Annotated in this window: 18 protein-coding genes and 1 pseudogene; 9 read left to right on the forward strand and 10 right to left on the reverse strand. The window is 68.2% G+C overall.

The window, feature by feature from the left end; all coding sequences use genetic code 11:
- Positions 1–48: 48 nt before the first annotated feature.
- From ABD210_RS26995 to ABD210_RS27005, 3 genes are all read left to right on the forward strand, one after another.
- Positions 49–789, forward strand: coding sequence for a maleate cis-trans isomerase family protein (locus tag ABD210_RS26995; RefSeq protein WP_344115043.1), 741 nt, complete (start codon positions 49–51; stop codon positions 787–789).
- Positions 786–1,430: a GntR family transcriptional regulator gene (locus ABD210_RS27000; protein ID WP_344115044.1), complete on the forward strand. Its 645-nt coding sequence runs from the start codon at positions 786–788 to the stop codon at positions 1,428–1,430. The genes ABD210_RS26995 and ABD210_RS27000 overlap by 4 nt, the downstream gene beginning before the upstream one ends.
- Positions 1,431–1,884: 454 nt before the next feature.
- The gene (locus ABD210_RS27005; RefSeq protein WP_344115046.1) at positions 1,885–2,946 is read left to right on the forward strand and encodes a right-handed parallel beta-helix repeat-containing protein; all 1,062 of its coding nucleotides are present in this window, start codon (positions 1,885–1,887) and stop codon (positions 2,944–2,946) included.
- Positions 2,947–3,032: 86 nt separating this feature from the next.
- Here ABD210_RS27005 and ABD210_RS27010 read toward each other — a convergent pair whose 3' ends face one another.
- The 4 genes from ABD210_RS27010 to ABD210_RS27030 form a co-directional block, all read right to left on the reverse strand.
- Positions 3,033–3,467, reverse strand: coding sequence for a VOC family protein (locus tag ABD210_RS27010; RefSeq protein WP_344115048.1), 435 nt, complete (start codon positions 3,465–3,467; stop codon positions 3,033–3,035).
- 24 nt (positions 3,468–3,491) lie between these two features.
- Entirely contained in the window at positions 3,492–4,082 is a 591-nt protein-coding gene (locus ABD210_RS27015; protein ID WP_344115050.1) for a TetR/AcrR family transcriptional regulator, read from the reverse strand.
- A 33-nt stretch (positions 4,083–4,115) separates the two neighbouring features.
- Positions 4,116–5,123: a TRM11 family SAM-dependent methyltransferase gene (locus ABD210_RS27020; RefSeq protein ID WP_344115051.1), complete on the reverse strand. Its 1,008-nt coding sequence runs from the start codon at positions 5,121–5,123 to the stop codon at positions 4,116–4,118.
- A gap of 146 nt (positions 5,124–5,269) precedes the next feature.
- Entirely contained in the window at positions 5,270–6,616 is a 1,347-nt protein-coding gene (locus ABD210_RS27030; RefSeq protein WP_425552743.1) for an aldehyde dehydrogenase family protein, read from the reverse strand.
- A 93-nt stretch (positions 6,617–6,709) separates the two neighbouring features.
- Between ABD210_RS27030 and ABD210_RS27035 the strand changes: the two genes are divergently transcribed.
- From ABD210_RS27035 to ABD210_RS27045, 3 genes are all read left to right on the forward strand, one after another.
- On the forward strand, positions 6,710–7,963 hold the full coding sequence (locus ABD210_RS27035) for an aspartate aminotransferase family protein (protein WP_344115053.1): 1,254 nt from the start codon (positions 6,710–6,712) through the stop codon (positions 7,961–7,963).
- Between the two features lie 176 nt (positions 7,964–8,139).
- Positions 8,140–9,483 carry an amidase family protein gene (locus ABD210_RS27040; RefSeq protein WP_344115055.1) on the forward strand — a complete coding sequence of 448 codons (1,344 nt, stop codon included), beginning with the start codon at positions 8,140–8,142 and terminating at the stop codon, positions 9,481–9,483.
- A 44-nt stretch (positions 9,484–9,527) separates the two neighbouring features.
- Positions 9,528–10,340: a MerR family transcriptional regulator gene (locus ABD210_RS27045; RefSeq protein WP_344115057.1), complete on the forward strand. Its 813-nt coding sequence runs from the start codon at positions 9,528–9,530 to the stop codon at positions 10,338–10,340.
- A gap of 7 nt (positions 10,341–10,347) precedes the next feature.
- Here ABD210_RS27045 and ABD210_RS27050 read toward each other — a convergent pair whose 3' ends face one another.
- The 3 genes from ABD210_RS27050 to ABD210_RS27060 all read right to left on the reverse strand — a co-directional run bounded on the left by ABD210_RS27050 (position 10,348) and on the right by ABD210_RS27060 (position 13,731).
- On the reverse strand, positions 10,348–11,724 hold the full coding sequence (locus tag ABD210_RS27050) for an MFS transporter (RefSeq protein ID WP_344115059.1): 1,377 nt from the start codon (positions 11,722–11,724) through the stop codon (positions 10,348–10,350).
- Between the two features lie 310 nt (positions 11,725–12,034).
- Positions 12,035–12,397, reverse strand: a complete 363-nt coding sequence (locus ABD210_RS27055; RefSeq protein WP_344115060.1) for a HesB/IscA family protein — start codon at positions 12,395–12,397, stop codon at positions 12,035–12,037.
- Positions 12,398–12,636: 239 nt separating this feature from the next.
- Positions 12,637–13,731, reverse strand: coding sequence for a glycerate kinase family protein (locus ABD210_RS27060; protein ID WP_344115062.1), 1,095 nt, complete (start codon positions 13,729–13,731; stop codon positions 12,637–12,639).
- A gap of 637 nt (positions 13,732–14,368) precedes the next feature.
- Here ABD210_RS27060 and ABD210_RS32550 point away from each other — a divergent pair.
- The 3 genes and pseudogenes from ABD210_RS32550 to nadA form a co-directional block, all read left to right on the forward strand.
- Positions 14,369–14,482 (forward strand): annotated as a pseudogene (locus ABD210_RS32550) (endonuclease V); the annotation flags it as partial.
- A gap of 47 nt (positions 14,483–14,529) precedes the next feature.
- Entirely contained in the window at positions 14,530–15,042 is a 513-nt protein-coding gene (locus ABD210_RS27065) for an NUDIX domain-containing protein (RefSeq protein ID WP_344115063.1), read from the forward strand.
- Positions 15,043–15,157: 115 nt separating this feature from the next.
- Entirely contained in the window at positions 15,158–16,348 is a 1,191-nt protein-coding gene (nadA, locus tag ABD210_RS27070) for a quinolinate synthase NadA (protein ID WP_344115065.1), read from the forward strand.
- A 54-nt stretch (positions 16,349–16,402) separates the two neighbouring features.
- Here the strand turns inward: nadA and ABD210_RS27075 are convergent, their stop codons facing one another.
- From ABD210_RS27075 to ABD210_RS27085, 3 genes are all read right to left on the reverse strand, one after another.
- Complete coding sequence (locus ABD210_RS27075) at positions 16,403–17,545, reverse strand: glycosyltransferase (RefSeq protein WP_344115067.1); 1,143 nt, start codon at positions 17,543–17,545, stop codon at positions 16,403–16,405.
- Positions 17,546–17,718: 173 nt separating this feature from the next.
- Entirely contained in the window at positions 17,719–19,152 is a 1,434-nt protein-coding gene (locus ABD210_RS27080; protein WP_344115068.1) for a mannitol dehydrogenase family protein, read from the reverse strand.
- A gap of 115 nt (positions 19,153–19,267) precedes the next feature.
- Positions 19,268–20,269 (reverse strand): LacI family DNA-binding transcriptional regulator, encoded by a 1,002-nt coding sequence (locus ABD210_RS27085; protein ID WP_344115069.1) that lies wholly within the window; start codon positions 20,267–20,269, stop codon positions 19,268–19,270.
- Between the last annotated feature and the right edge of the window lie 164 nt (positions 20,270–20,433).

Genomic DNA, 20,433 nt, shown 5'->3' on the forward strand with positions numbered 1-20,433 from the left:
CATTGTCGACAATCTACCCATGCCGGTGAAGCTCAGCCAGGAGGACAGATGGTCACGGTGGGGCTGCTGTACCCCGGTCACAGCGCGGAGGACGACTACCCCGCGCTCGAGGCTCGGCTCGACGGTGCGATCAAGCTGCCGGTGGTCATCACCTCGGTCGGCGAGGACGCGCACCGGGTGGACGCCCTGCTCGACCTCGGCCGCGCGGAACGCCTCGCCGACGGTGCCTTCGAACTCGCCGCCACCCAGCCCGACGCCGTGATGTGGGCGTGCACGTCGGGCAGCTTCGTGTTCGGCCCGCGGGGAGCCCGCGACCAGGCCTCCGGCGTCGCGGCAGCGCTCGGCGTACCAGCTTCTTCCACGTCGCTCGCGTTCGTCGATGCCCTGAAAGCTCTGGGCGTACGACGGGTCGCGGTGGCCGCGTCCTACCCCGAGGACGTAGCGCAGCACTTCGTCCGGTTCCTGACCGCGGGTGGCGCCGAGGTCGTGTCGATGGGCAGCCACGGGATCATCACAGCAGCCGAGGTCGGCACGCTGGAGACCGCCCAGGTGATCGCGATGGTCAAGGCGGCCGATCACCCGGACGCCGAGGCGGTGCTGGTGCCTGACACCGCGATGCACACGCTGGCGATCGTCGACGAACTGGAAGCCGCCATCGGCAAGCCGGTCCTCACCGCGAACCAGGTGACGGTCTGGAAGGGTCTGCACCTCCTTGGACCGGTGCCCGCCTTGGAGGCGCTCGGCACACTCTTCGCCGCACCAGCAGCAGCACCTGGAGAACGCAAGTGACGAACTACATCGAGCCCCTGGTCCAGGAGTCGACGCCGAGCATCATCGCCGACAGACTGCGCAAGGCCATCGGCCACGGCGAACTCAAGCCGGGCATGCAACTCGGCGAGGCCGACCTGGCCCGCAAGCTCGGCGTCAGCCGCGGACCGCTGCGCGAAGGCATGCAGCGGCTGACCCAGGAGGGTCTGCTGATCGCGATCCGCAACCGCGGGCTGTTCGTCGTCGACATGACCGCGGACGACGTGCGCGACATGTACCTTGCGCGCGAGGCGATCGAACGCGCGGCCGCCCGGAAGATCATCGAGGGCGATCACGCGGCGGCCGGCGAAGTACTGCTCGCACTGGTCGCCGAGATGGCGGCGGCGACCGATCCTGCCGAGGTCAGTGAGGTGGACATCGCCTTCCACGAACGCCTGGTCGCGCTGGCCGGCAGCCCGCGCCTCAGCCGGATGCACCGCACCTTCATCACCGAGACCCGGATGTGCATCCACGCCCTCGAGGAGACCTACGCTGCCGCCGAGGTCCGCGTCGAGGAACACCGGGCCCTGGCCGAAGCCATCAAAACCGGCGACACCGCCCTCGCCGACCACCTCCTGATCGCCCACATGGACGACGCCATCGCCCGCCTCACCACCCGCTGATCGGCGGGCTTCCGTTCGAGCTTCCGCGGCATGACTGTGTGCCGCGCAGGCCCAGCACAGAGTCACAACACCCGTCGCGTTCGGCACCATCGGGGCCCGAATCCCCTTCACCACTTGACTTTGCGACCTCGCTGCGTAGTGTCCGCGGTGGGGGGTGGGCGACCATCGCATACGGCCGGGGGACGGTTTCCTTCAACCTCACTGCTGCCTTCCTCGACGATTGCGATGCCGCAACGGCTGCCCGGCCTCGAAGCCGGGCGACGACAGGGCCGCCGTCAGCCGATCGTTCGCGGCGCTCCGTCTGCTGGTCACCAGGCTCGGACCTGGTTGACAACGATGCCCATCGATTGAGGGAGGAACCATGGGCAGCCAGAGCATTCGTTCGTCGCAAGGCACTATCGGTACACGTCGCACCTCGCACGGGAGCGTTCGAGCGCGACGAGGAGTCTGGCGGTTGCTCGTCGCGCTGATCGCTGTACTCGGCCTGATGGCCGTCAGCGCGGGAGCAGCGTCGGCAACCGGGAAGCACAGGTCGCGGACCTGGGAGGTCAAGCCGGGCCATTCGATCCAGAAGGTCGCCGACAAGGCCAAGTCCGGCGACACCATCAAGCTGAAGCGGGGCGTGTTCCACGACGCGGTCTGTGTCAACCACAAGGGACTGACGTTCGTCGGCGCGGGCCAGGGCAAGACCGTGATCAAGCCACCGAAGAAGTTCAAGAAGACCGTCTGCTGGCAGACCGAGGCCGAGGTATCGGCGTTCGCCTTCAACGCTCCCGACCGCAAAGCCAAGGTCAGCAACCTGACCACAGTCGATCACCCCGGTTTCGGCGTCATAGCCTTCCAGGCCAAGCACGGCGTCGAGGTGTCTCATCACACCGGTCTGAGGCACGATGAGTACGGCGCGGCCGCCTTCGAGTCGAAGGGGATCGTCTTCACGCACAACACCGAGATCGGCGACGGTGGCGAGGCAGGCCTGTACGTCGGTGACACGGCCAACGCGAAGGCCTACGTCGCGGACAACGTGATGAAGGGCTGGACGTTCGGGATGTTGATGCGCGACTCCCGCAACGGCTTGTTGAAGGACAACCTGATGAAGGCCAACTGCGTCGGTGCGCTCGTCCTCGACACCGCGGAGAAGGTCAAGGGTGGCGATTGGGCGCTCGTGGACAACAAGGTGCGGGACAACAACCGCTTCTGCCCGGCGCATCCGCCGGTGCCCAAGTTGTCTGGTAACGGCATCGTCGTAGCCGGCGCCGACCATGTGCTGGTGAAGGAAAACAAGATCACCGGGCACAAGGCGTCCAGGCAGGGCGAATTCCGGTCATCAGGTCTCGCAGTGGTCACTTCCAAGAAGTTCGGCGGGGGCGACCCGGCATACGTCAAGGTCGTCGACAACAAGTTCAAGAAGAACCGGCTGGACATCTACTGGGACAGGAAGGGCAGGCACATCGAGTTCAAGGACAACGACTGCAAGACGAGCGACCCGCGCTCGATCTGCAAGGACTCGCGCTACTGATCCCGAAGCACGACTGATTCAAGGGCACGACTGACTGAAGGGGCTCTGGTCCTACGTCCGTCCGGACGTGGGACCAGACCTCGTGCCTAGTGCTGCGCGGGTGCGAATAGCTCGAGCTGGATGTTGTCGCGGTCCCGGAAGACGAGGACGGCGGCGTACGGCTCGTCGGCGATCGGCGACTGGGTGAGTGGCTTGTCGGCTGTGTCGCTGCGGACGACGCCGTGGGCCTCGAGGTGGTCCTGCCAGCTCTCGAGGTCGGCCCGGGTGGCGACCGCGAAGCCTGCGTGATCGAGGCCGGTCGTCGTCTCGGCGCAGAGTCCGCCGTCGTTCGTGTCGTGCCGGTGCAGCGCGATCATCAACTGGCGATCGGCGTCGGCGAGGATCCGCCCGACGCCGCCGGCGTGCGGCACATCCATCAGCGGGTGGACGTCGAAGACCTCGCCGTACCACTCGACGCTGGCGTCGAGATCGGTGACGGTGAGCGCGAGATGGTGCAGCCTGGCTTGAGTGACAGTGGGCATGATGGGCCCCCTTCGATCGGTGGCTCAGTCCTTTCCGAACTGAGCGAGGAACATCTGGGTGACGTCGTCGATGAGCCGGCTCCACCGGTCGCCGCCCGGGTCGTTGGAAACCTGCTGGTCGACCAGGCCGGTCGTCACGGCGGTCCAGATGTCGAGGTACCGCGGATCGTGCACGCCGTTGCGTGCGAGGAGCTCGCGAGTGACCTCCAGGGCACTCACGGCGAGCTCATAGGACTGCGGCGACGGCGTGAAGCCGGGCACCGAGTGCTGGAAGAGAAGCTGGTAGCGGGCCACGTCGGACACACAGAACTCGATGAAGGCCCTGGCCTCGGTCAGCAGGTCCGCGCGCGGGTCGTCGGTGACGGGCAGCGACGCCTTGAGGTCGACGAAACTCTGCGCGGCCTCGGCGAACATCGCGTCGAAGATGGCGTTCTTCGACGCGAAGTACGCATACACGGTCGGCGTCGTGATCCCCGCCCGCCGCGCCAGCTCGCGCAGCGACAAGACCGCCAGGCCGTCCTCGCGCACCATCTGCCACGCGGTCGCCAGCACGGCCGCCCGCGCACTCTCCCGCCGCGCCTCGCGCCAATTCCCCGCCACCGGCTTCTTTAACACAGTTCGAATTATTTATACGCTGTGCAAATCTTGTCAACACCTCGGGTCGCGTCCTTTGCTGCGGGTGTGGACCAGACAGAAGACGGTCGGAGTGACCCCGCCGTAGCTGAGCCTCCGCTCCCTGACGATCTTCAGACCGGGCACGGCGGCAACCGAGGCACGAAAGAGGCGCTTGTCGTCTGTGAGCAGGACTGCCCGACCGGAAGGGTGGAGCACACGGCCTACCTCGCGGAGCGCCGCCGGATAGAGGTGGGCGTTGCCGGTATGGGTGCCCACGAGCTTGCCGAACGGAAGATTGGCCAGCACGCGATCGATGCTCTGGTCGCCGTGCTGCAGTTGGTCCGCCGACGCAACGGTCAGGCTCGCAGCCACACCGCAGCGGTCCAGGTTGGCCTTGGCGAGGGCGATCGCCGACGGGTCGTGGTCGGCCCCGAACACAGCCAGGTCGGGCGCACTCCGAGCGGCCGCGAGCAGCAGCGTGCCGGTCCCGCAGAATGGGTCGACGACGCGCTGACCGGAACGGATCTTCGCGAGTCTGGCGAGGATCTCACCGACGACCGGCGTGGTTGACCAGGGCAACCGTTCGAGCCGGCCGAAGCGGTGGGACCAGTGCAACGGTCCGATCTCCGCCTCCCACCCGTTCGGCGCGACCACGAAGTTGACAGCCCAGTCGCCCGGATCCTCGATCCAGCCGAGCTCCGAAGCCAGAGCAGTCCGCAGCAGGCCCGTGTCCGGAGTACCGGGGGCGATCCTGAACCGTGGCGGACCGGCACAGCGCAGCGCGGAGATGAGCCCGCGCTCGGCAGATCGTCGTACCGAAGCCAGATCGATCAGCGGTACGGCGAGTGAGGTGAAGAGCTTGAGGTCGTGCAACTGCTGCAGGGTTCCGCTGACGCGACAGGTCAGGCGGCCGGCGGACCGGGCGACGACGTCGAGCCCGACGAGCAGATCCTCACCCCCTTGGACGGTCCGGAGGACGACGAGGTCCTCAACAGGGTGGGTGAGGTCGAGAGAGGGCAGGCCAAGGGCAGGGTGGGACATGAAGGTGACTCCTGAAGAGCGCCGGATGCGGTCGGGAAGCGACACGACATGCGGGCAGCGGCACGCGCCCTACCGGATCAGCAGGGGTGCCTGGGTGCTGCGCACGTCTTCAGGAGTTGGTTTGCATCGGGAACGACTCTAGCCGGTCAGCGCATCAGGCCGGTGGAGTTTCCGGACAGGAGGATGCCGGGGATCAGTCGCGTTGGGTGGTGATGGCGTGTGATGGCGTGGTTCAGGCCATGGCGATGCCGATGTATTTCGTCTCGAGGAACTCGTCGATGCCGAGGGAACCACCCTCGCGACCCAGGCCGGACTGCTTGACGCCGCCGAAGGGAGCCGCGGGGTTCGACACGACTCCCTGGTTGAGACCGACCATGCCGGTCTCGATCGACTCGGCGACACGGAGTGCACGGCGCAGGTCGTTGGTGAAGACGTAGGCGACCAGCCCGTACTCCGTGTCGTTGGCCGCGGCAACCACCTCCGCCTCGTCGGCGAAGGGGGTTCAGCGGGGCGATCGGCCCGAAGATCTCCTGGTCCGCCATCAGGGCGTCCCGCGGTACGCCGGTCAGCACTGTCGGCGGGTAGAAGTACCCGTTGCCGGCCACAACTTCTCCCCCGGTCAGAACGGTGGCCCCGCGCTCCACCGCGTCCGCGACCAGCGATTCCACCTTCGCCAGGGCTGCCTCGTCGATCAGCGGCCCGACCTTGACGTCGCCCGTGCCGCGACCCACGGACAACCCGGACATCTTCTGGGCCAGGCGCTTCCCGAACTCGCCGATGACGGACTCGTGCACGAAGAGGCGGTTGGCCGCAGTACAGGCTTCACCCATGTTGCGCATCTTGGCCGCGATCGCGCCGTCCACGGCCTCGTCGAGGTCGGCGTCCTCGAACACGATGAAGGGCGCGTTGCCGCCGAGCTCGAGCGACGTCCGGAGCACCTTCTCGGCGCACTGCTCGAGCAGCATCCGCCCGACCCTGGTGGAACCGGTGAAGGACAGCTTGCGAGCCAGCCCCGAACGGATCAAGGGCTCCATCACGCCACCCGCGTCCATCGCCGTGACGCAGTTGACCACACCGGCCGGTACGCCGACCTCGGCCAGGATCTCCATCAGCGCGAGCATCGACAGCGGCGTCTGGTGCGCCGGCTTGATCACGCTCGCACAGCCGGCCGCGAGTGCCGGGCCGAGCTTGCGGGTCCCCATCGCCATCGGGAAGTTCCACGGTGTGATCAGCAGGCACGGGCCTACCGGCTGCCTGGCGATCAGGAACCGCGCGTTGCCCGCCGGAGCGGTCTGGTAGCCGCCGTCGATCCGGACCGCCTCGCCCGCGAAGTGCCGGCAGAACTCGGCCGCATAAGCGATCTCGCCGGTCGACGGGTCCACGACGCCGAACGTCGCGCCGTCCGCCGCTTCGACCCACTTGCCGTCGATGAACAGCCGCTTCTCGACGGCATCGACCACCTTGGCTTCGGCGGCGAGATCCAGCTCGGTCATCGGAAACCTCCAGACGGACGGCCGTTGACAGTCCAGACACCTGAGATACGCTGATTGTCGACAATCTACCAACTGATGCGCAAGGGGAAGCCCGTGGCTGAGCTCTCGCAGGTTCTGAAACAGGCGACCGGGGTGATCGCCGCCCGCGGTGAGGGCGTATTCCTGTACGACGAGGACGACCGCCGGTACCTCGACTTCACCGCGGGGATCGGCGTGACCAGCACGGGTCATTGCCACCCGCGGGTGGTCGCGGCGGCCCAGCGCCAGGTCGGGACGCTCATCCACGCGCAGTACACGACCGTCCTGCACAGGCCGTTGCTGGATCTGGTCGAGCGGCTCGGCGAGGTCCTGCCCCAGGGCCTGGACCGGATGTTCTTCGCCAACTCAGGCAGCGAGGCGATCGAGGCAGCTCTTCGGCTCAGCAGGCAGGCGACCGGGCGGCCGAACGTGATCGTGTTCCACGGCGGCTTCCACGGCAGAACCGTGGCCGCGGCCTCGCTGACCACCTCCGGGACCAAGTTCCGCTCCGGCTTCAGCCCGCTGATGGCAGGCGTCCACGTCTCGCCGTTCCCGGACCCCGGTCATTTCGGCTGGCCGGTCGAGCAGGCGACGGACTTCGCGCTGGCCCAGCTCGACTACGTGCTGCAGACCCTCAGTACTCCGGCCGACACCGCCGCGTTCTTCGTCGAGCCGGTCCTCGGCGAAGGCGGGTACGTGCCCGCGAACGAACGCTTCCTGGCCGGTCTGCGGGAACGCGCCGACGAGCACGGCATCCTGCTGGTCGTCGACGAGGTGCAGACCGGTTTCGGCCGGACCGGCAAGTTCTGGGGCGGCGACCACTTCAACGCGCGGCCCGACATCCTCGTCACCGCCAAGGGCCTCGCCTCCGGCTTCCCACTGTCGGCCATCGCCGCTTCGTCAGCTCTGATGGAGAAGGCCTGGCCTGGTTCCCAGGGCGGCACCTACGGCGCGAACGCGGTCGCCTGCGCGGCTGCTCTCGCAACACTCGACGTGATCCAGGACGAGCACCTGGTCGAGAACTCGGCCGAACGCGGAGCCCAGCTGAAGCAGGCCCTGCAACTGGTGGCCGACAAGCACGAGCAGATCACCGACGTCCGCGGACTCGGCCTGATGATCGGCAACGAGTTCCGCGACGCGGCCGGCAAGCCTGACCCGATCACCGCCGCAGCCGCCCAGCAGGAGGCCGCCCGCCGCGGACTGCTGCTGCTCACGTGCGGCGCGTGGAGTCAGGTGGTCCGCTTCATCCCCGCGCTCGTGGTCGACGCCGATCAGATCGACGAAGCCGCCGACCTCTGGGCCGACACAGTCGCCGCCGTCACCTCCTGAGCCGACGCCGACGCCGCGACCCGGCGACCTCCTCCAGGTCCGAGGCGAGGAGTCGTCGAACGGCAGATTCACCTCCTGCAGCACGAAGCCGAAGATGTAGCTGTCGATCAGCGAGAACGCATGCGCCGCCGACCGGTGTTGACCCTGACACTGTGTCAGGGCCTACACCTGGCGCTATGACTGAGATCGAGTTCAGGACAGCAGGGGAGATCGCGGCGGACATCAAGCAGGGCAAGGTGTCGTCGCGCGAGGTGACCGAAGTACTGCTCGCCCGGGTCGAGGCGGATTCCACCGTCAACGCGGTGGTCGAGATCCGGGCCGAGTTCGCCCGGCAGGCAGCCGCCGCGGCCGATGAAGCGATTGCGGCGGGCGCCGAAGTGGGCCCGCTGCACGGCGTACCGATGACCGTCAAGGAAGCCTTCAACGTCGCAGGCCTGCACACGACGTGGGGTAACCCGGAGTTCGCGGACTATGTGGCCGACGAGGACGCAGTACTGGTACGACGGCTCGCAGGCGCCGGCGCGATCGTCTACGGCAAGAGCAACGTGCACACCATGCTCGCCGACTACGGACAGACCGCCAACGAGGTGTACGGCAGGACGAACAACCCGCACGATCCCACCCGTACTCCGGGAGGCTCGAGCGGAGGTGGCGCCGCAGCTCTGGCCGCGGGGATGACCTACCTGGAGTACGGCTCGGACCTGGTCGGGTCGATCCGGCTCCCCGCCGGCTACTGCGGGGTGTACGGCCTCAAGCCCACCGCAGGCGTGGTCCCGCTGGACGGTTTCCAGCCCCCGGGCCCGCCGCCACCGGCAACCGAGTTCCCGAATCCCTCCACTGTCGGGCCCTTGGCCAGGTCGGCGGCCGATCTCCGGACCGCCCTTCGAGTCACCGGCGGCCCGACGGCCGGAGCCCTCTCGTGGAAGCTCGCTCCGCCACGGCATCAGCGGCTGGCGGACTTCCGGGTCGGCGTGGTTCTCGACCACGAGCGGGCTCCGGTTTCGAGCGAGGTCGGTGCCGCCCTGTCCGACACCGTGGATGCCCTCGGTCGCGGCGGCGCCAAGATCGTGGCGGGCTGGCCGGAAGGCGTCTCGCCGACGGATCAGCTGGAGGCCTTCGGTTTTCAGCTCGGACTGTTCTTCGCACTGCATGGCGGCGGAGATCCGGATTTCGCCAGTCTGGCGGAGGTGATCGAGCAGGAGCGGCGGCGGATGGCTGCCCGAGCCAGGTGGCAGCAGTACTTCGGTGAGGTCGACGTGTTCCTCTGCCCGACCAGCTTCACGACGGCCTTTCCCCACGACGACCGGCCGTTCGAGCAGCGGACCATCAAGACTTCCTCGGGAGAGCAGCCATATGACACGCAGGTCTTCTGGATCTCGCACGCGTCGCTGACCGGGCTGCCCGCCCTGAACCTGCCGATCGGTCAGAGTCCCAGCGGACTGCCGGTCGGCGCGCAGGTGATCGGCCCGTGGCACGAGGACGACACCGCGATCACCTTCGCCGAGCTCGTCGCGTCCTGACGCCAAGAGCTGGTTGACTCTGCCTCACAACGATGGGAGCGGGGATGTTCGCGATCGGCGATTTCGCCAGGCATGGCAGGGTGTCGGTCCGGATGCTGCGGCACTACGACAGCATCGGCCTGCTCCGCCCCGCCCACGTGGATGCCGTCACCGGCTACCGCAGCTATGACGCGGGCCAGCTCGCCGACCTCAACCGCATCGTCGCGCTGAAGGATCTCGGCTTCTCTCTCGAGCAGGTGCGCACGATGCTCGCGGACGAGGTCAGCGTGGTCGAGGTGAGAGCGATGCTGGCGCTCCGGCGGGCCGAGCTCGAGTCCGCGTTGGCCGAGGGTGCTGCCCGGTTGGTGCAGGTCGAGTCCCGGCTCCGCAGTATCGAGCAGGAAGGCCGGCCACCGGCCGTCGACGTCGTCCTGAAGGAACTCCCGGCAGTACGGATGGTCGAGCTGTCCAGTACCGCGGCCAGCTTCACGCCGGACGACATCGGGCCGGTGATTCGCCCGCTCTGCGCGGAACTGGGCCGACGGTTGCCTGAGGCAACTGGAGTCACCCCGGCCGGGCGATTGACCTGCTACTACGAGGCGGCCGGCGACGAGGTCGCCGTACACGCTGCCCTGGCCGCCTCGGTCGAGATCGATGGCGAACTCAACGGGCTGACGGTCGTCGATCACCCCGCCACCCGGGCGGCGACCGTGGTTCATCGCGGAGCCATCGACGAAGTACTGCCTGCCTGGCAGGCGTTGGCCCGCTGGATCGACGACAACGGCCACCGAACCAGCGGACCCGCCCGCGAGCTCTACCTGGACTGCCCCGAGGACCTCAGCCGATGGGTCACCGAACTGCAGGAACCCATCGAGTAGGGCGTCGTCAGCTGCGAGCGGGCTCCAGCTCCACCGGCGGCAGCGCTTCCTCGGTGCCCGGTGTAGCCGTTCCGTTCAACGGGCAACGCGTCGTCTCGGGAACCTTGAGCAGAGCGATGGCGCCGACCACACACGCGGCCATCATGTAGTAGGCAGGCATCAGAGGATTGCCCGTCTTCGTAGTCAGCCAGTCGTTGATGGCCGGCGCGGTGCCGCCGAAGAGCGAGGTCGACACGTTGTACGCGATCGCGAACCCGGCGTACCGGACATGCGTCGGAAACATCGCCGGGAACGTCGCGGAGATGGTCGCCAACTGCGGCACGTAGAGCAGCCCCAGTACTGCGAACCCGACGATCGCGCCGGTCAGCGACGTCCCCATCAGCAGGAACATCGGCGCCCCGGCGACGAACAGCCCGGCCAGCGAGAACCACCACAGCGGCTTGCGGCCCACCCGGTCGGACAACCGCCCCGCGAACGGCAGGAAGACCATCATCGCGAGCATCCCGATGATGGGCACCATCAGCGACTCGTCCGACGACAGGCCGATCTGGTTCTCCAGATAGGTCGGCATGTAGGTCAGCAGCGTGTAGTTCACCACGTTCAGCGCGACGACCATGCCGCCCAACCGAAGGATCGGCCTCCAGTAGCCGGCGAGCAGATCCTTGAACTGGGAACTGGTCTGCTCCTCCTTCTCGCCCTTCTCCTCCAACTCGCGGAACACCGGGGTGTCCTCGAGCCGCGAGCGCAGATAGAAACCAACCAGGCCGAGCGGCGCGGCGACCAGGAACGGCAACCGCCAACCCCACGAATGCATCGCATCGTCGCCCAGCAGCAGCGAGAACCCGAGCATCAGCAACGCACCGAGGGCGAAGCCTGACAAGGTGCCGAACTCCAGGAAGCTGCCGAGGAAGCCGCGCTTGCGGCTCGGCGCGTACTCCGCCATGAAGGTCGCGGCACCGCCGTACTCGCCACCCGTCGAGAACCCCTGGATCATCCGCAGCAGCACGAGCAGCACGGGCGCCCAGATACCGATCGAGTCGTACGTCGGTACGAGTCCGACACACAAGGTGGCTCCGGACATCAACAGGATCGTGATCGCCAGCACGTGCTTGCGGCCGAGGCGATCCCCCAACGGTCCCCAGACGAGTCCGCCGAGCGGGCGGACCAGGAACGAGACCGCGAAGGTCATCAGCGCGAGCAAGGTCGCGCTCTCGGTGTCACCGGGGAAGATCGCCGCCGAGATGTAGGTGACGCCATAGGCATAGATGCCGTAGTCGAACCACTCGGTCGCGTTCCCGATGGCGGAGGCTGCGATCGCCTTCTTCAGCACAGCCGGGGGCTGTTCGTTCTCTACAGTCGGCTGCTGCGGATGCTCAGAGCTCACGAGGTCCTCCTCGTTGTCAATCGACGTCTGACCGGGGTGGCGGGCAGCATCGGTACTGCGTCCGGCGGTGCCCACTTGACTTGCCTCGCACACATCGCGGACTCAGGTCGTACTTTTGTTGACAATCCGAACATTAGCCAGGTTTGATCGTGAACAGCAAGCAATTCCAGGACAACTCCGGTCAGTCTTCGACCGGGACCATAGAGGCGCCTGATCGGGCAGGTTTCCGGCCTTGAGAACACCGAGTGGTGTCGTCCGGGCATGACAAAGCCCCGCTCGCCGTCAGGGCGAGCGGGGCTTTGCTTTCAGCTCAGTTGAACGAGTCGCCGCAGGCGCAGGAGCCGGTCGCGTTCGGGTTGTCGATCGTGAAGCCCTGCTTCTCGATCGTGTCCACGAAGTCGATCGCCGCACCCTTGAGGTAAGGCGCGCTCATCCGGTCCGTGACCACACTCACACCGCCGAAGTCCGCCACCACGTCGCCGTCGAGCTGACGCTCGTCGAAGAACAGCTGGTACCGCAGACCGGAGCAACCGCCCGGCTGCACGGCGACACGCAGTGCGAGATCGTCGCGACCTTCCTGGTCCAGCAGCGCCTTCACCTTGGCGGCAGCCCCGTCGGTCAACAGGATGCCGGTGGCCGCGGTTACAGCCTGCTCGGTCTGCGCTTCAGTCATTCCTGACTCCAGTCATCTGCTTGAGCGCCCGGCCGCTTTTTGGGCAGAAGGCCGCGCGCGGAAGTTCCGCTGTCATCCGGACCAACAACCGCCGACCCGGAACAATTCCCATGGTCGCACACCAATTCCCAGCTTCAACCACCTCACCCGCCGACCGGACACCCCCTGACCACCTTGCGTCCGAAGAAGCGAGGGTCCCGCCCCACCCCTCTTCGGACGCAAGTGGTCAGGCGCGGGGGTCAGCGGGCCCAGGTGCGGGCGACCCGCTCGGCGACGGCGGCGAGGGAACCGTGGGGGTCGGCGAACGCGCGCTCCTCGCCGACAGCGTCGACCAGGGAGTACGCCGACTCCACCCCCATCGTGCGCATCTCGCGGGACCCGATCAGCACCTTGCCTGCCAGTACTACGCACGGCCGCATCGCGTCGTTCGCCACCTTCGCGACCCCGGCGATCACCTTGCCGTCGCGCGACTGGAAGTCGAACGCCCCTTCGCCGGACAGCACCAGATCCACCCGCCCCGCCTTGTCCCGGAGGCCGGTCAGGTCCGCCACCAGGTCGATCCCCGACACCCGCTCCGCACCGAGCAGGAGCAACGCGTACCCGAGACCGCCCGCGGCCCCCGCACCCTTGGCGTCGGCCGTCTTCCGCCCGGCGAGCTCCGCGAACCGGGTCAGCCAGCCGTCCACCTCCGGCTTGCGGTCGTCGGTGATCCCCTTCTGGGTGCCGAAGATGTTGGTGGCGCCGCGCAGCCCGAGCATCGGGTTCTCGACGTCACTGGCGGCCACGAACTCGATCCCGGCCGCGCGGCTCCGCGCCGGCTCGAGATCGACCTCGCTCAACCCGGCCAGCCCGGCCGCGCCGGCGGCCAGGTCACCCCCGGTCGCCGTGGCTCCGAGGGCTGCCAGGAGACCCGCGCCTGCGTCGTTCGTGCCGGACCCGCCGAGACCGAGGACGATCCGCTTGGCCCCGGCGTCCACCGCCGCCGCGATCAACTGCCCCACGCCGTACGTGCTGGCGTCCTCGGGCCGGCGTTCCTTCGGCTCGACCAGGTGTAAGCCGCACGCCTGGGCAGTCTCGACGTACGCGGTCTCTCCGGCGAGCAGCACCGTCGCGGGCACCTCGTGACCCAGCGGACCGCGCACGGTCACCGAAAGGAGGGTGCCGTCGACAACAGCCTCGAGGACGTCGATGAACCCGGGCCCGCCGTCAGCCATTGGGGCGACCAGCACCTCGGCATCGGGATCCCGGCGTCGCCAGCCCTCCTCGATGGCAGCCGCGGCTTCCACAGCGGTCAACGTCCCAGCGAACTTGTCCGGAGCAATCAGCACGCGCATACCGGACATCCTCCCCTACCACCCGCTCCCCCGGCGCCACCAGAACCACGTCCCGGACAGCCCAGCCTGGCCTGGGGCACCGGCATCGGGCCGGCTGGACCCGGCCAAGTGGGCGACCAAGGGCCTGGGGCGGGCCTGGCCGTACCGACGAACAGGACGTAGTCCCCCGATCCGGCGCTCGCGCCGCCGCCTCAAGCGGTACGCCGGCCTCGGCCGGCGACCACGTCCTGTCCGTCGGTACACCCCAACCCCCAAACCGGCCCCCGGCCCGCGACCTTGTGCACGGCCCAGCCATTTCGCGCCGCGGGAAACGACTGGCCCGTGCACAAGGTCGCCGATTTCCACCCGGGCCTGAGCCGTACGTATCACCCCGCCACGTGCCACACCTCTGAGCGGCTCCGGGATAGCTGCGTCCTTGTCCCTGGTCGGGGTGGTGCGGGTCAGGAGTCGAAACTCGTTTCGATCCCGAAGGGACGCCGGAGGCGCTCTTGACGCGCACCAGCACGACTAGCACACTCACGCAGCCCGGGGACGCCAACCACCCGCACCTACAACTCCCGCGTGGAAACCACCCGCACCTACAACCGGCGCCCAACCACCCGCACCTACAACCGCCGACCGGGCAGGGCTCCGCACCCAGCACCACGTAAAGCTCGTCCTCGTGTCGGTGGGGCATCGCGTCGACCTGGATACCGCCATGGCGCTTGTCCTGAGCCCGCGGTACCGGCTGCCTGAGACAACCGGCGGCTGATCACCGCCAGGCCATGGGAGAACCGATCGGGAGGCATGATCGGGCGAATGACTGACACTTCACCGCGGGTGGCCGGGCACACGACGCACGAGTACGGCGAACGGATCGGGGCGACGGCGGTGCTCCGGATCGGGGCGACGGCGGCGGTGCTCGACGGGGACAGGTTGCTCCTGACCAAGCGGAGCGACAACGGCGAGTGGTGTCTGCCGGGCGGCGGGACCGATCCAGGTGAGCGGCCGGCCGAGACCGCTGAGCGGGAGGTGCTCGAGGAGACCGGGCTGACGGTTCGGGTGACCGAACTGCTGGGGGTCTACTCGAACCCCGATGTGGTGGTGGTCTACCCGGACGGGAACCGCGTGCAGGTCGTCGGCGTGCTCTTCCGCGCGGAGTGCGTCGCGGGCACCGCGGGACTCTCGAACGAGGTCACCGAGGTCGGCTGGTTCACGGCCGAGGAAGCCGCCCGGCTGACGCTGATCGCGAATCACCTCCCGCTGCTGCCCACGGCGTACGGCTCCGAAGAGCCCTACTTCAACCGCCCGGCCCGAAACCGCCCTGAATGAACCGCCCTGAATGAGCCGCCCGAATGAACCACCCCGAGACTGGGAGAATTCCCGTTGATTTCGCATTCCGGGCAGTGACCTGCACCATGCGGTCCGAGCGCCGCGCCGTGGCACGATGGGCGACGTGACGACGATCGCAGAGGGTTCGAGATCTCTCCCGTTGCTTTTCCTCGGCCGCGACACCGACCCGCACTCGGAGCGCGGGGTGGAGTGCCCGGGCTCGCTCCCGCCTGCCTCCGATCCCGACCTGGTCGAGCGCGCACTCAACGCCAAGGCCGCGCTCGGCGACCAGGTGTTCGTGCTGGGCCACCACTACCAGCGTGACGAGGTGATCCAGTTCGCCGACGTCACGGGTGACTCGTTCAAGCTGGCCCGCGACGCCGCGGGCCGCCCGGACGCGCCGTACATCGTGTTCTGCGGGGTCCACTTCATGGCCGAGTCCGCGGACATCCTCACCAACGAGAACCAGACGGTGATCCTGCCGGACCTCGCCGCGGGGTGCTCGATGGCGGACATGGCGCGCATCCAGCAGGTGGAGGCGGCCTGGGACGCGCTCGCCGACGCGGGTGTCGCCGACGTCACCGTCCCCGTCACCTACATGAACTCCAGCGCCGACATCAAGGCGTTCTGCGGCCGCAACGGCGGCGCGGTCTGTACTTCGAGCAACGCGGACGCCGCGCTCGACTGGGCCTTCCAGCAGGGCGAGAAGGTGCTCTTCCTGCCCGACCAGCACCTCGGCCGGAACACCGCAGTACTCAAGCTGGGCATCAGCCTGGAGGAGTGCGTGGTGTACGACCCGCACAAGCCGGGCGGCGGTCTGACCAAGCAGCAGCTCGCGGACGCGAAGATGATCCTGTGGCGCGGGCACTGCTCGGTGCACGGCCGGTTCACCGCGGCCTCGGTGGACGACGTGCGCGCCCGGGTCCCCGGCGTCAACGTGATCGTGCACCCGGAGTGCCAGCACGAGGTCGTCCTGAAGGCGGACCTGGTCGGCTCGACGGAGTACATCATCAAGACCATCGACGAGGCCGCGCCCGGCACATCGTGGGCGGTCGGCACGGAGCTCAACCTGGTGCAGCGGTTGGCGAAGCAGCACGCCGACAAGAACATCGTGTTCCTGGACAAGACCGTCTGCTACTGCGCCACGATGAACCGGATCGACCTGCCGCACTTCGTCTGGACGCTGGAGAACCTGGTCGCGGGCACGGTGGTCAACCCGATCAAGGTCGACGCCCAGACCGAGAAGTACGCAAAGATCGCACTGGACCGGATGCTGGCCCTACCGGGCCGTTCCAACCGCGACTAGCTCAAGGCAACGTCCGGCATCGGCCCTCCAGCGGGCCAGTGCCGGACCACGTGCTCAGTGGCGGGCGGGTTCGGCGGAGTACCAGCCGGCCAGGATGCCGGGGAGACGGTCCGGCGTCCAGCGCTTGACGGGCTCGACCCGGGACGTCACGTTGCCGAGGGCATCGGCGAGTGCTCCGACCACATCGCCACGCCACGCCACGACCGCGCCCTCCCCCGGCCCGACCAGCGCCGCCGCCGCACCGCGATCCAGGCACACCACCGGACAGCCGCGAGCAAGCGACTCCGCGATCGTCCAGGCCGCCGGTGCTTGCAACCAGGGCGCGAACAGCGCATCGGCCCGCAGCAACGCCAAAAGCACCTGCTCCCGCGGCACGTCGCCGCGGAACTCGACCCTGTCGCGTACTCCGAGGTTGTCTGCCAGGCGTTCTGCCCGTCGCCAGTCCGGCCCATCCCCCATCACGCGCAGCTCCCACCTCGCAGCCTGCGGCCGGGCGAGTGCGCTGATGGCGAGCAGAAGTCCCTTGTCCGGTACCAGCCGGCCGGCGAAGATCGCGGTTCTGGTGCCCGAGGCACCGAATCCGTGGCCGGCCCCACCGCCGCTGGTCACCGGGCGGATGGCAACGACCGGCTCGACCACCGCGCGGTCGAGGAGCGCGGCCGCATCGTTGTCCTGGGCAACCACCAGGTCGGCCTGACGTGCCGCCCGCCGGTTGAAACGCCGCCGGGTCACCGCCGCGCCGGCCCGGCGGACCAACTCGGCCAGCAGACCACCGGCGCCAAGCCAATGCATCAGGCCGAGCGGCACCGGAGTCGACAGGCCGACGGGTCCCCAGATCACCTTGACCACGCCCTGGTGCGCGACACCCCCAGGGACTCCGGCCGGCCCGACGGTGAGGTGATGGATCACGTCGAACTCCTGCTCGGCGTGCAGTCGTTGCGCGGTCAGTTCCGCGCGTCGCACCCACAGCGAGTCGGACCACCAGTAGTCGCGCCGCCAGGGAAGGTCCAGGCGAACCACGGTCAGGCCCGGGACAGGGCGCACCGTCAGGTCCTTGTCGATGCGGTCGGCCGAATCGCCGCGGGTGATCAGCGTGACGTCGTGATCGCGCGCCGCGGCCTTGCACCAGGCCCACGCGGCTCCGGATCCCCGGCGATCGCCAGGGTCACACCTGACCGCGCTGATCAGAATTCTCATACCTGATCCCCCAGCCCGTCCCCCGCCCGCTCGACACTGAACGGACGCTGAACTCCGACAGTAGGACAGGCCTACACCGATTGCCTAGGACAGGGACCTGGATCCAGGGGACGCCGTCACGGACCGCGTCGATACGGTTACGCAATGCCTACAACATGACGCTGCAGTCACCGTCAGGGGTTCTGCAGCCTCGCCACCCCATCGACCAACAAGGCCCGGAACACCTTGTCCGCGGCCAGTTCGCCGTCGAAGATGGTGTCGATCGAGAGCATGGCATCGACCAGACCGGCGGCGCCTGGAGCAGCTGATCCGGCCGCCGCCCGCACGCGCGAAGCCTGTGGGTCGTCGAGCGGCAACTCGCGTCCGTTGACGTCTCGTCCGGTCGCGACGTAGACCATCCACGCCCCGACCGCGAGCGAGGCAAGGCGTGGTTCGGCTCCGACGGCAAGACGGTCGCGGACCGTTCCGAGCAGGCGCACCGGGAGTTTGACCGAACCGTCCATCGCGACCTGGGCCGTGCGGTGCTTCAGGGCCGGATTCGCGAACCGCTCCAGCACACTGGCCCCGTACGCCGTGAGATCCAGCCCGTCCGGTGGCGTCAGGGTCGGCACCACATCGCGGGTCATCAACTCCTGCGCGAGTCCGGCCAGTTCCTCGTCGCGCACGGCTTCCGCGATCGTCTCGTAGCCGCGCAGACCACCGAGATAGGCCAGCATCGAGTGCGTCGCGTTCAGCATCCGCAGCTTGGCCTGCTCGAACGGCGCGACGTCATGGGTCAGCACCGCGCCCGCCTGCTCCCAGGCCGGCCGCGGCCCCGCGAAGTCGTCCTCGATCACCCACTGGATGAACGGTTCGGCCACCACGAGGGCTTCATCCCGTACGCCGAGCAGCCCGGCGGCCTCCTCCCGATCGGCATCGGTGGTCGCCGGCACGATCCGGTCCACCATGCTCGACGGGAACTTCGCCGCGTCGAGTTGCTCCGCGAGCCCTGGCACCGAGGCAGCAGCCGCGTACTCCTCCATCAGCCGCCGGAGCAAGGAGCCATTGGCAACCAAGTTGTCGCAGCACAGCACGGTGAGAGGCCCGGCGCCGGTCTCCGTACGCCGAGCCAGTCCGGCCGCAAGCTGACCGACGACCGTTCTCGGTGATCGCCCGGTCAGGTCGGCCTGGATCTCCGGATCCGTCAGGTCGAGCCCGCCCCCCGCGGCAGCCCGATAGCCCTTCTCTGTCACGGTCAACGTCACCACCGCGACCTGCGGATCGGCGATCCGCGCGACCACCGCGTCCGGGTCCTCCGGCGCGGTGAGCACCTCGCGGATGCTCCCGATCGCCCGGATAGATGGCGAATCGCGGCCCTTGGTCAGCACGGAGTACAGGCCGTCCTGCGGTGCGAGCTGGTCCCGCACAGCAGCGGACCGTTGGCTCACTCCGCAGATTCCCCAGCGGGTGTCGCCGGTCGCCACCACGGCCTGTTCGGTGAAGACGGCCTGGTGTGCCCGGTGGAAGGCGCCAAGTCCCAGGTGGACGATGCCGACGGTCAGCTCGCGCGGATCCACCGCGGGTGCGTGCTCCTTCGGAAGATTCGCCAGATTGAGTCGCTCGGTCATGCCGATACCTCCGCTGTTCCACGGGCCGCATGAGCCCGGGTCTCTTCGAGAGTGGCGACGTGGCCCGTCCCACCCAGTCCGCCGACCGACAGCGACGCTGCTGCCACATCTGATTTCAAGGTCTTGCGGGGTCTTGGGCCACGCCGGTGGAGTCCCGCACGATCAGCTCGCCGAGCAGCAGCTGACCCTGGGTCCGGGAGTCGGAGTCCGGATCGTCGAGCAGGGCGAGCAGCAACTCGACCGCCATCTCACCGGCCTTCTGCTTCGGCAGCCGGACCGTGGTCAGGGCGGGACGAGACATCCGGGACATGGCGATGTCGTCGATGCCGACCACGCTGAGCGCCTCCGGCACCGCGATTCCCCGTGCGTGCAAGCGGGCCAGCAGCCCGATCGCGACCAGGTCGTTGTAGGTCACCACCGCGGTGGCACCCGTGGCGACGGCCTGGTCAGCGGCGGCCATACCCCCGTCGTAGGTCGGTGCGAAGTGGCCGACCTCGACCAGTTCCACTCCATGCTCGGCCGCGGCGGCGTTGAGGCCGAGGCTCCGGTGCGCGCTGGACCAGGAGGTCTGCGGACCACCGACCCAGGCGATCCTGCGGTGGCCGAGCGCGACCAGGTGGGCGATCGCCTGGCGCATGCCGCCCTCGTTGTCGAAGGTGACCGCGGGGACGCCCTCGACCAATCGGTTGACCAGCACCACCGTGGTCTCCTGCGCGACCGAGACCAACTCGTCCTGGCCGGCTCGAGGGGAGCACAAGATCAAGCCGTCCACCTGCTTGGCCAGCGCTCGCACCAGGCCGACCTCGGCCGTCGCGTCCTCGTCGGTGTCGGCAAGGAACACCGCCACGTCGGACGCCCGCGCCCTTGCCTGGACACCCTTCACCACACTCGGGAAGAACGGGTTCGCAAGGTCGGGTACGACGAGGCCGATGGTGCCCGTTCGGCCGGTGATCAGCCCGCGGGCGGCCCTGTTGGGCGCATAGCCGAGCTGCTCGGCAGCTGCCTGGACCCGAGCGCGGGTGACGGCGTTGACCACTGCCGGCATCGACAGCGCCCGGGAGACCGTCGACGGGGACACGCCTGCGAGCCGGGCGACATCACGGATCGTTGCGGGCACCTCCACCTCCAGATCGTTCCGTCGCGGCAGCCTGCAGCGGGACTGTCGGTTGAGTTTGCAATCGATTGCAGTCCTGTGTCAAGGCCGCACTGCCGACTGGCATGCCGCTGAAGGATCCTCGTTGTCTACTTGGGGTTGTGTGGGGCTGCGATGACTGCAATCCT

Source organism: Kribbella alba, from assembly GCF_039529635.1.
Classification (GTDB): domain Bacteria; phylum Actinomycetota; class Actinomycetes; order Propionibacteriales; family Kribbellaceae; genus Kribbella; species Kribbella alba.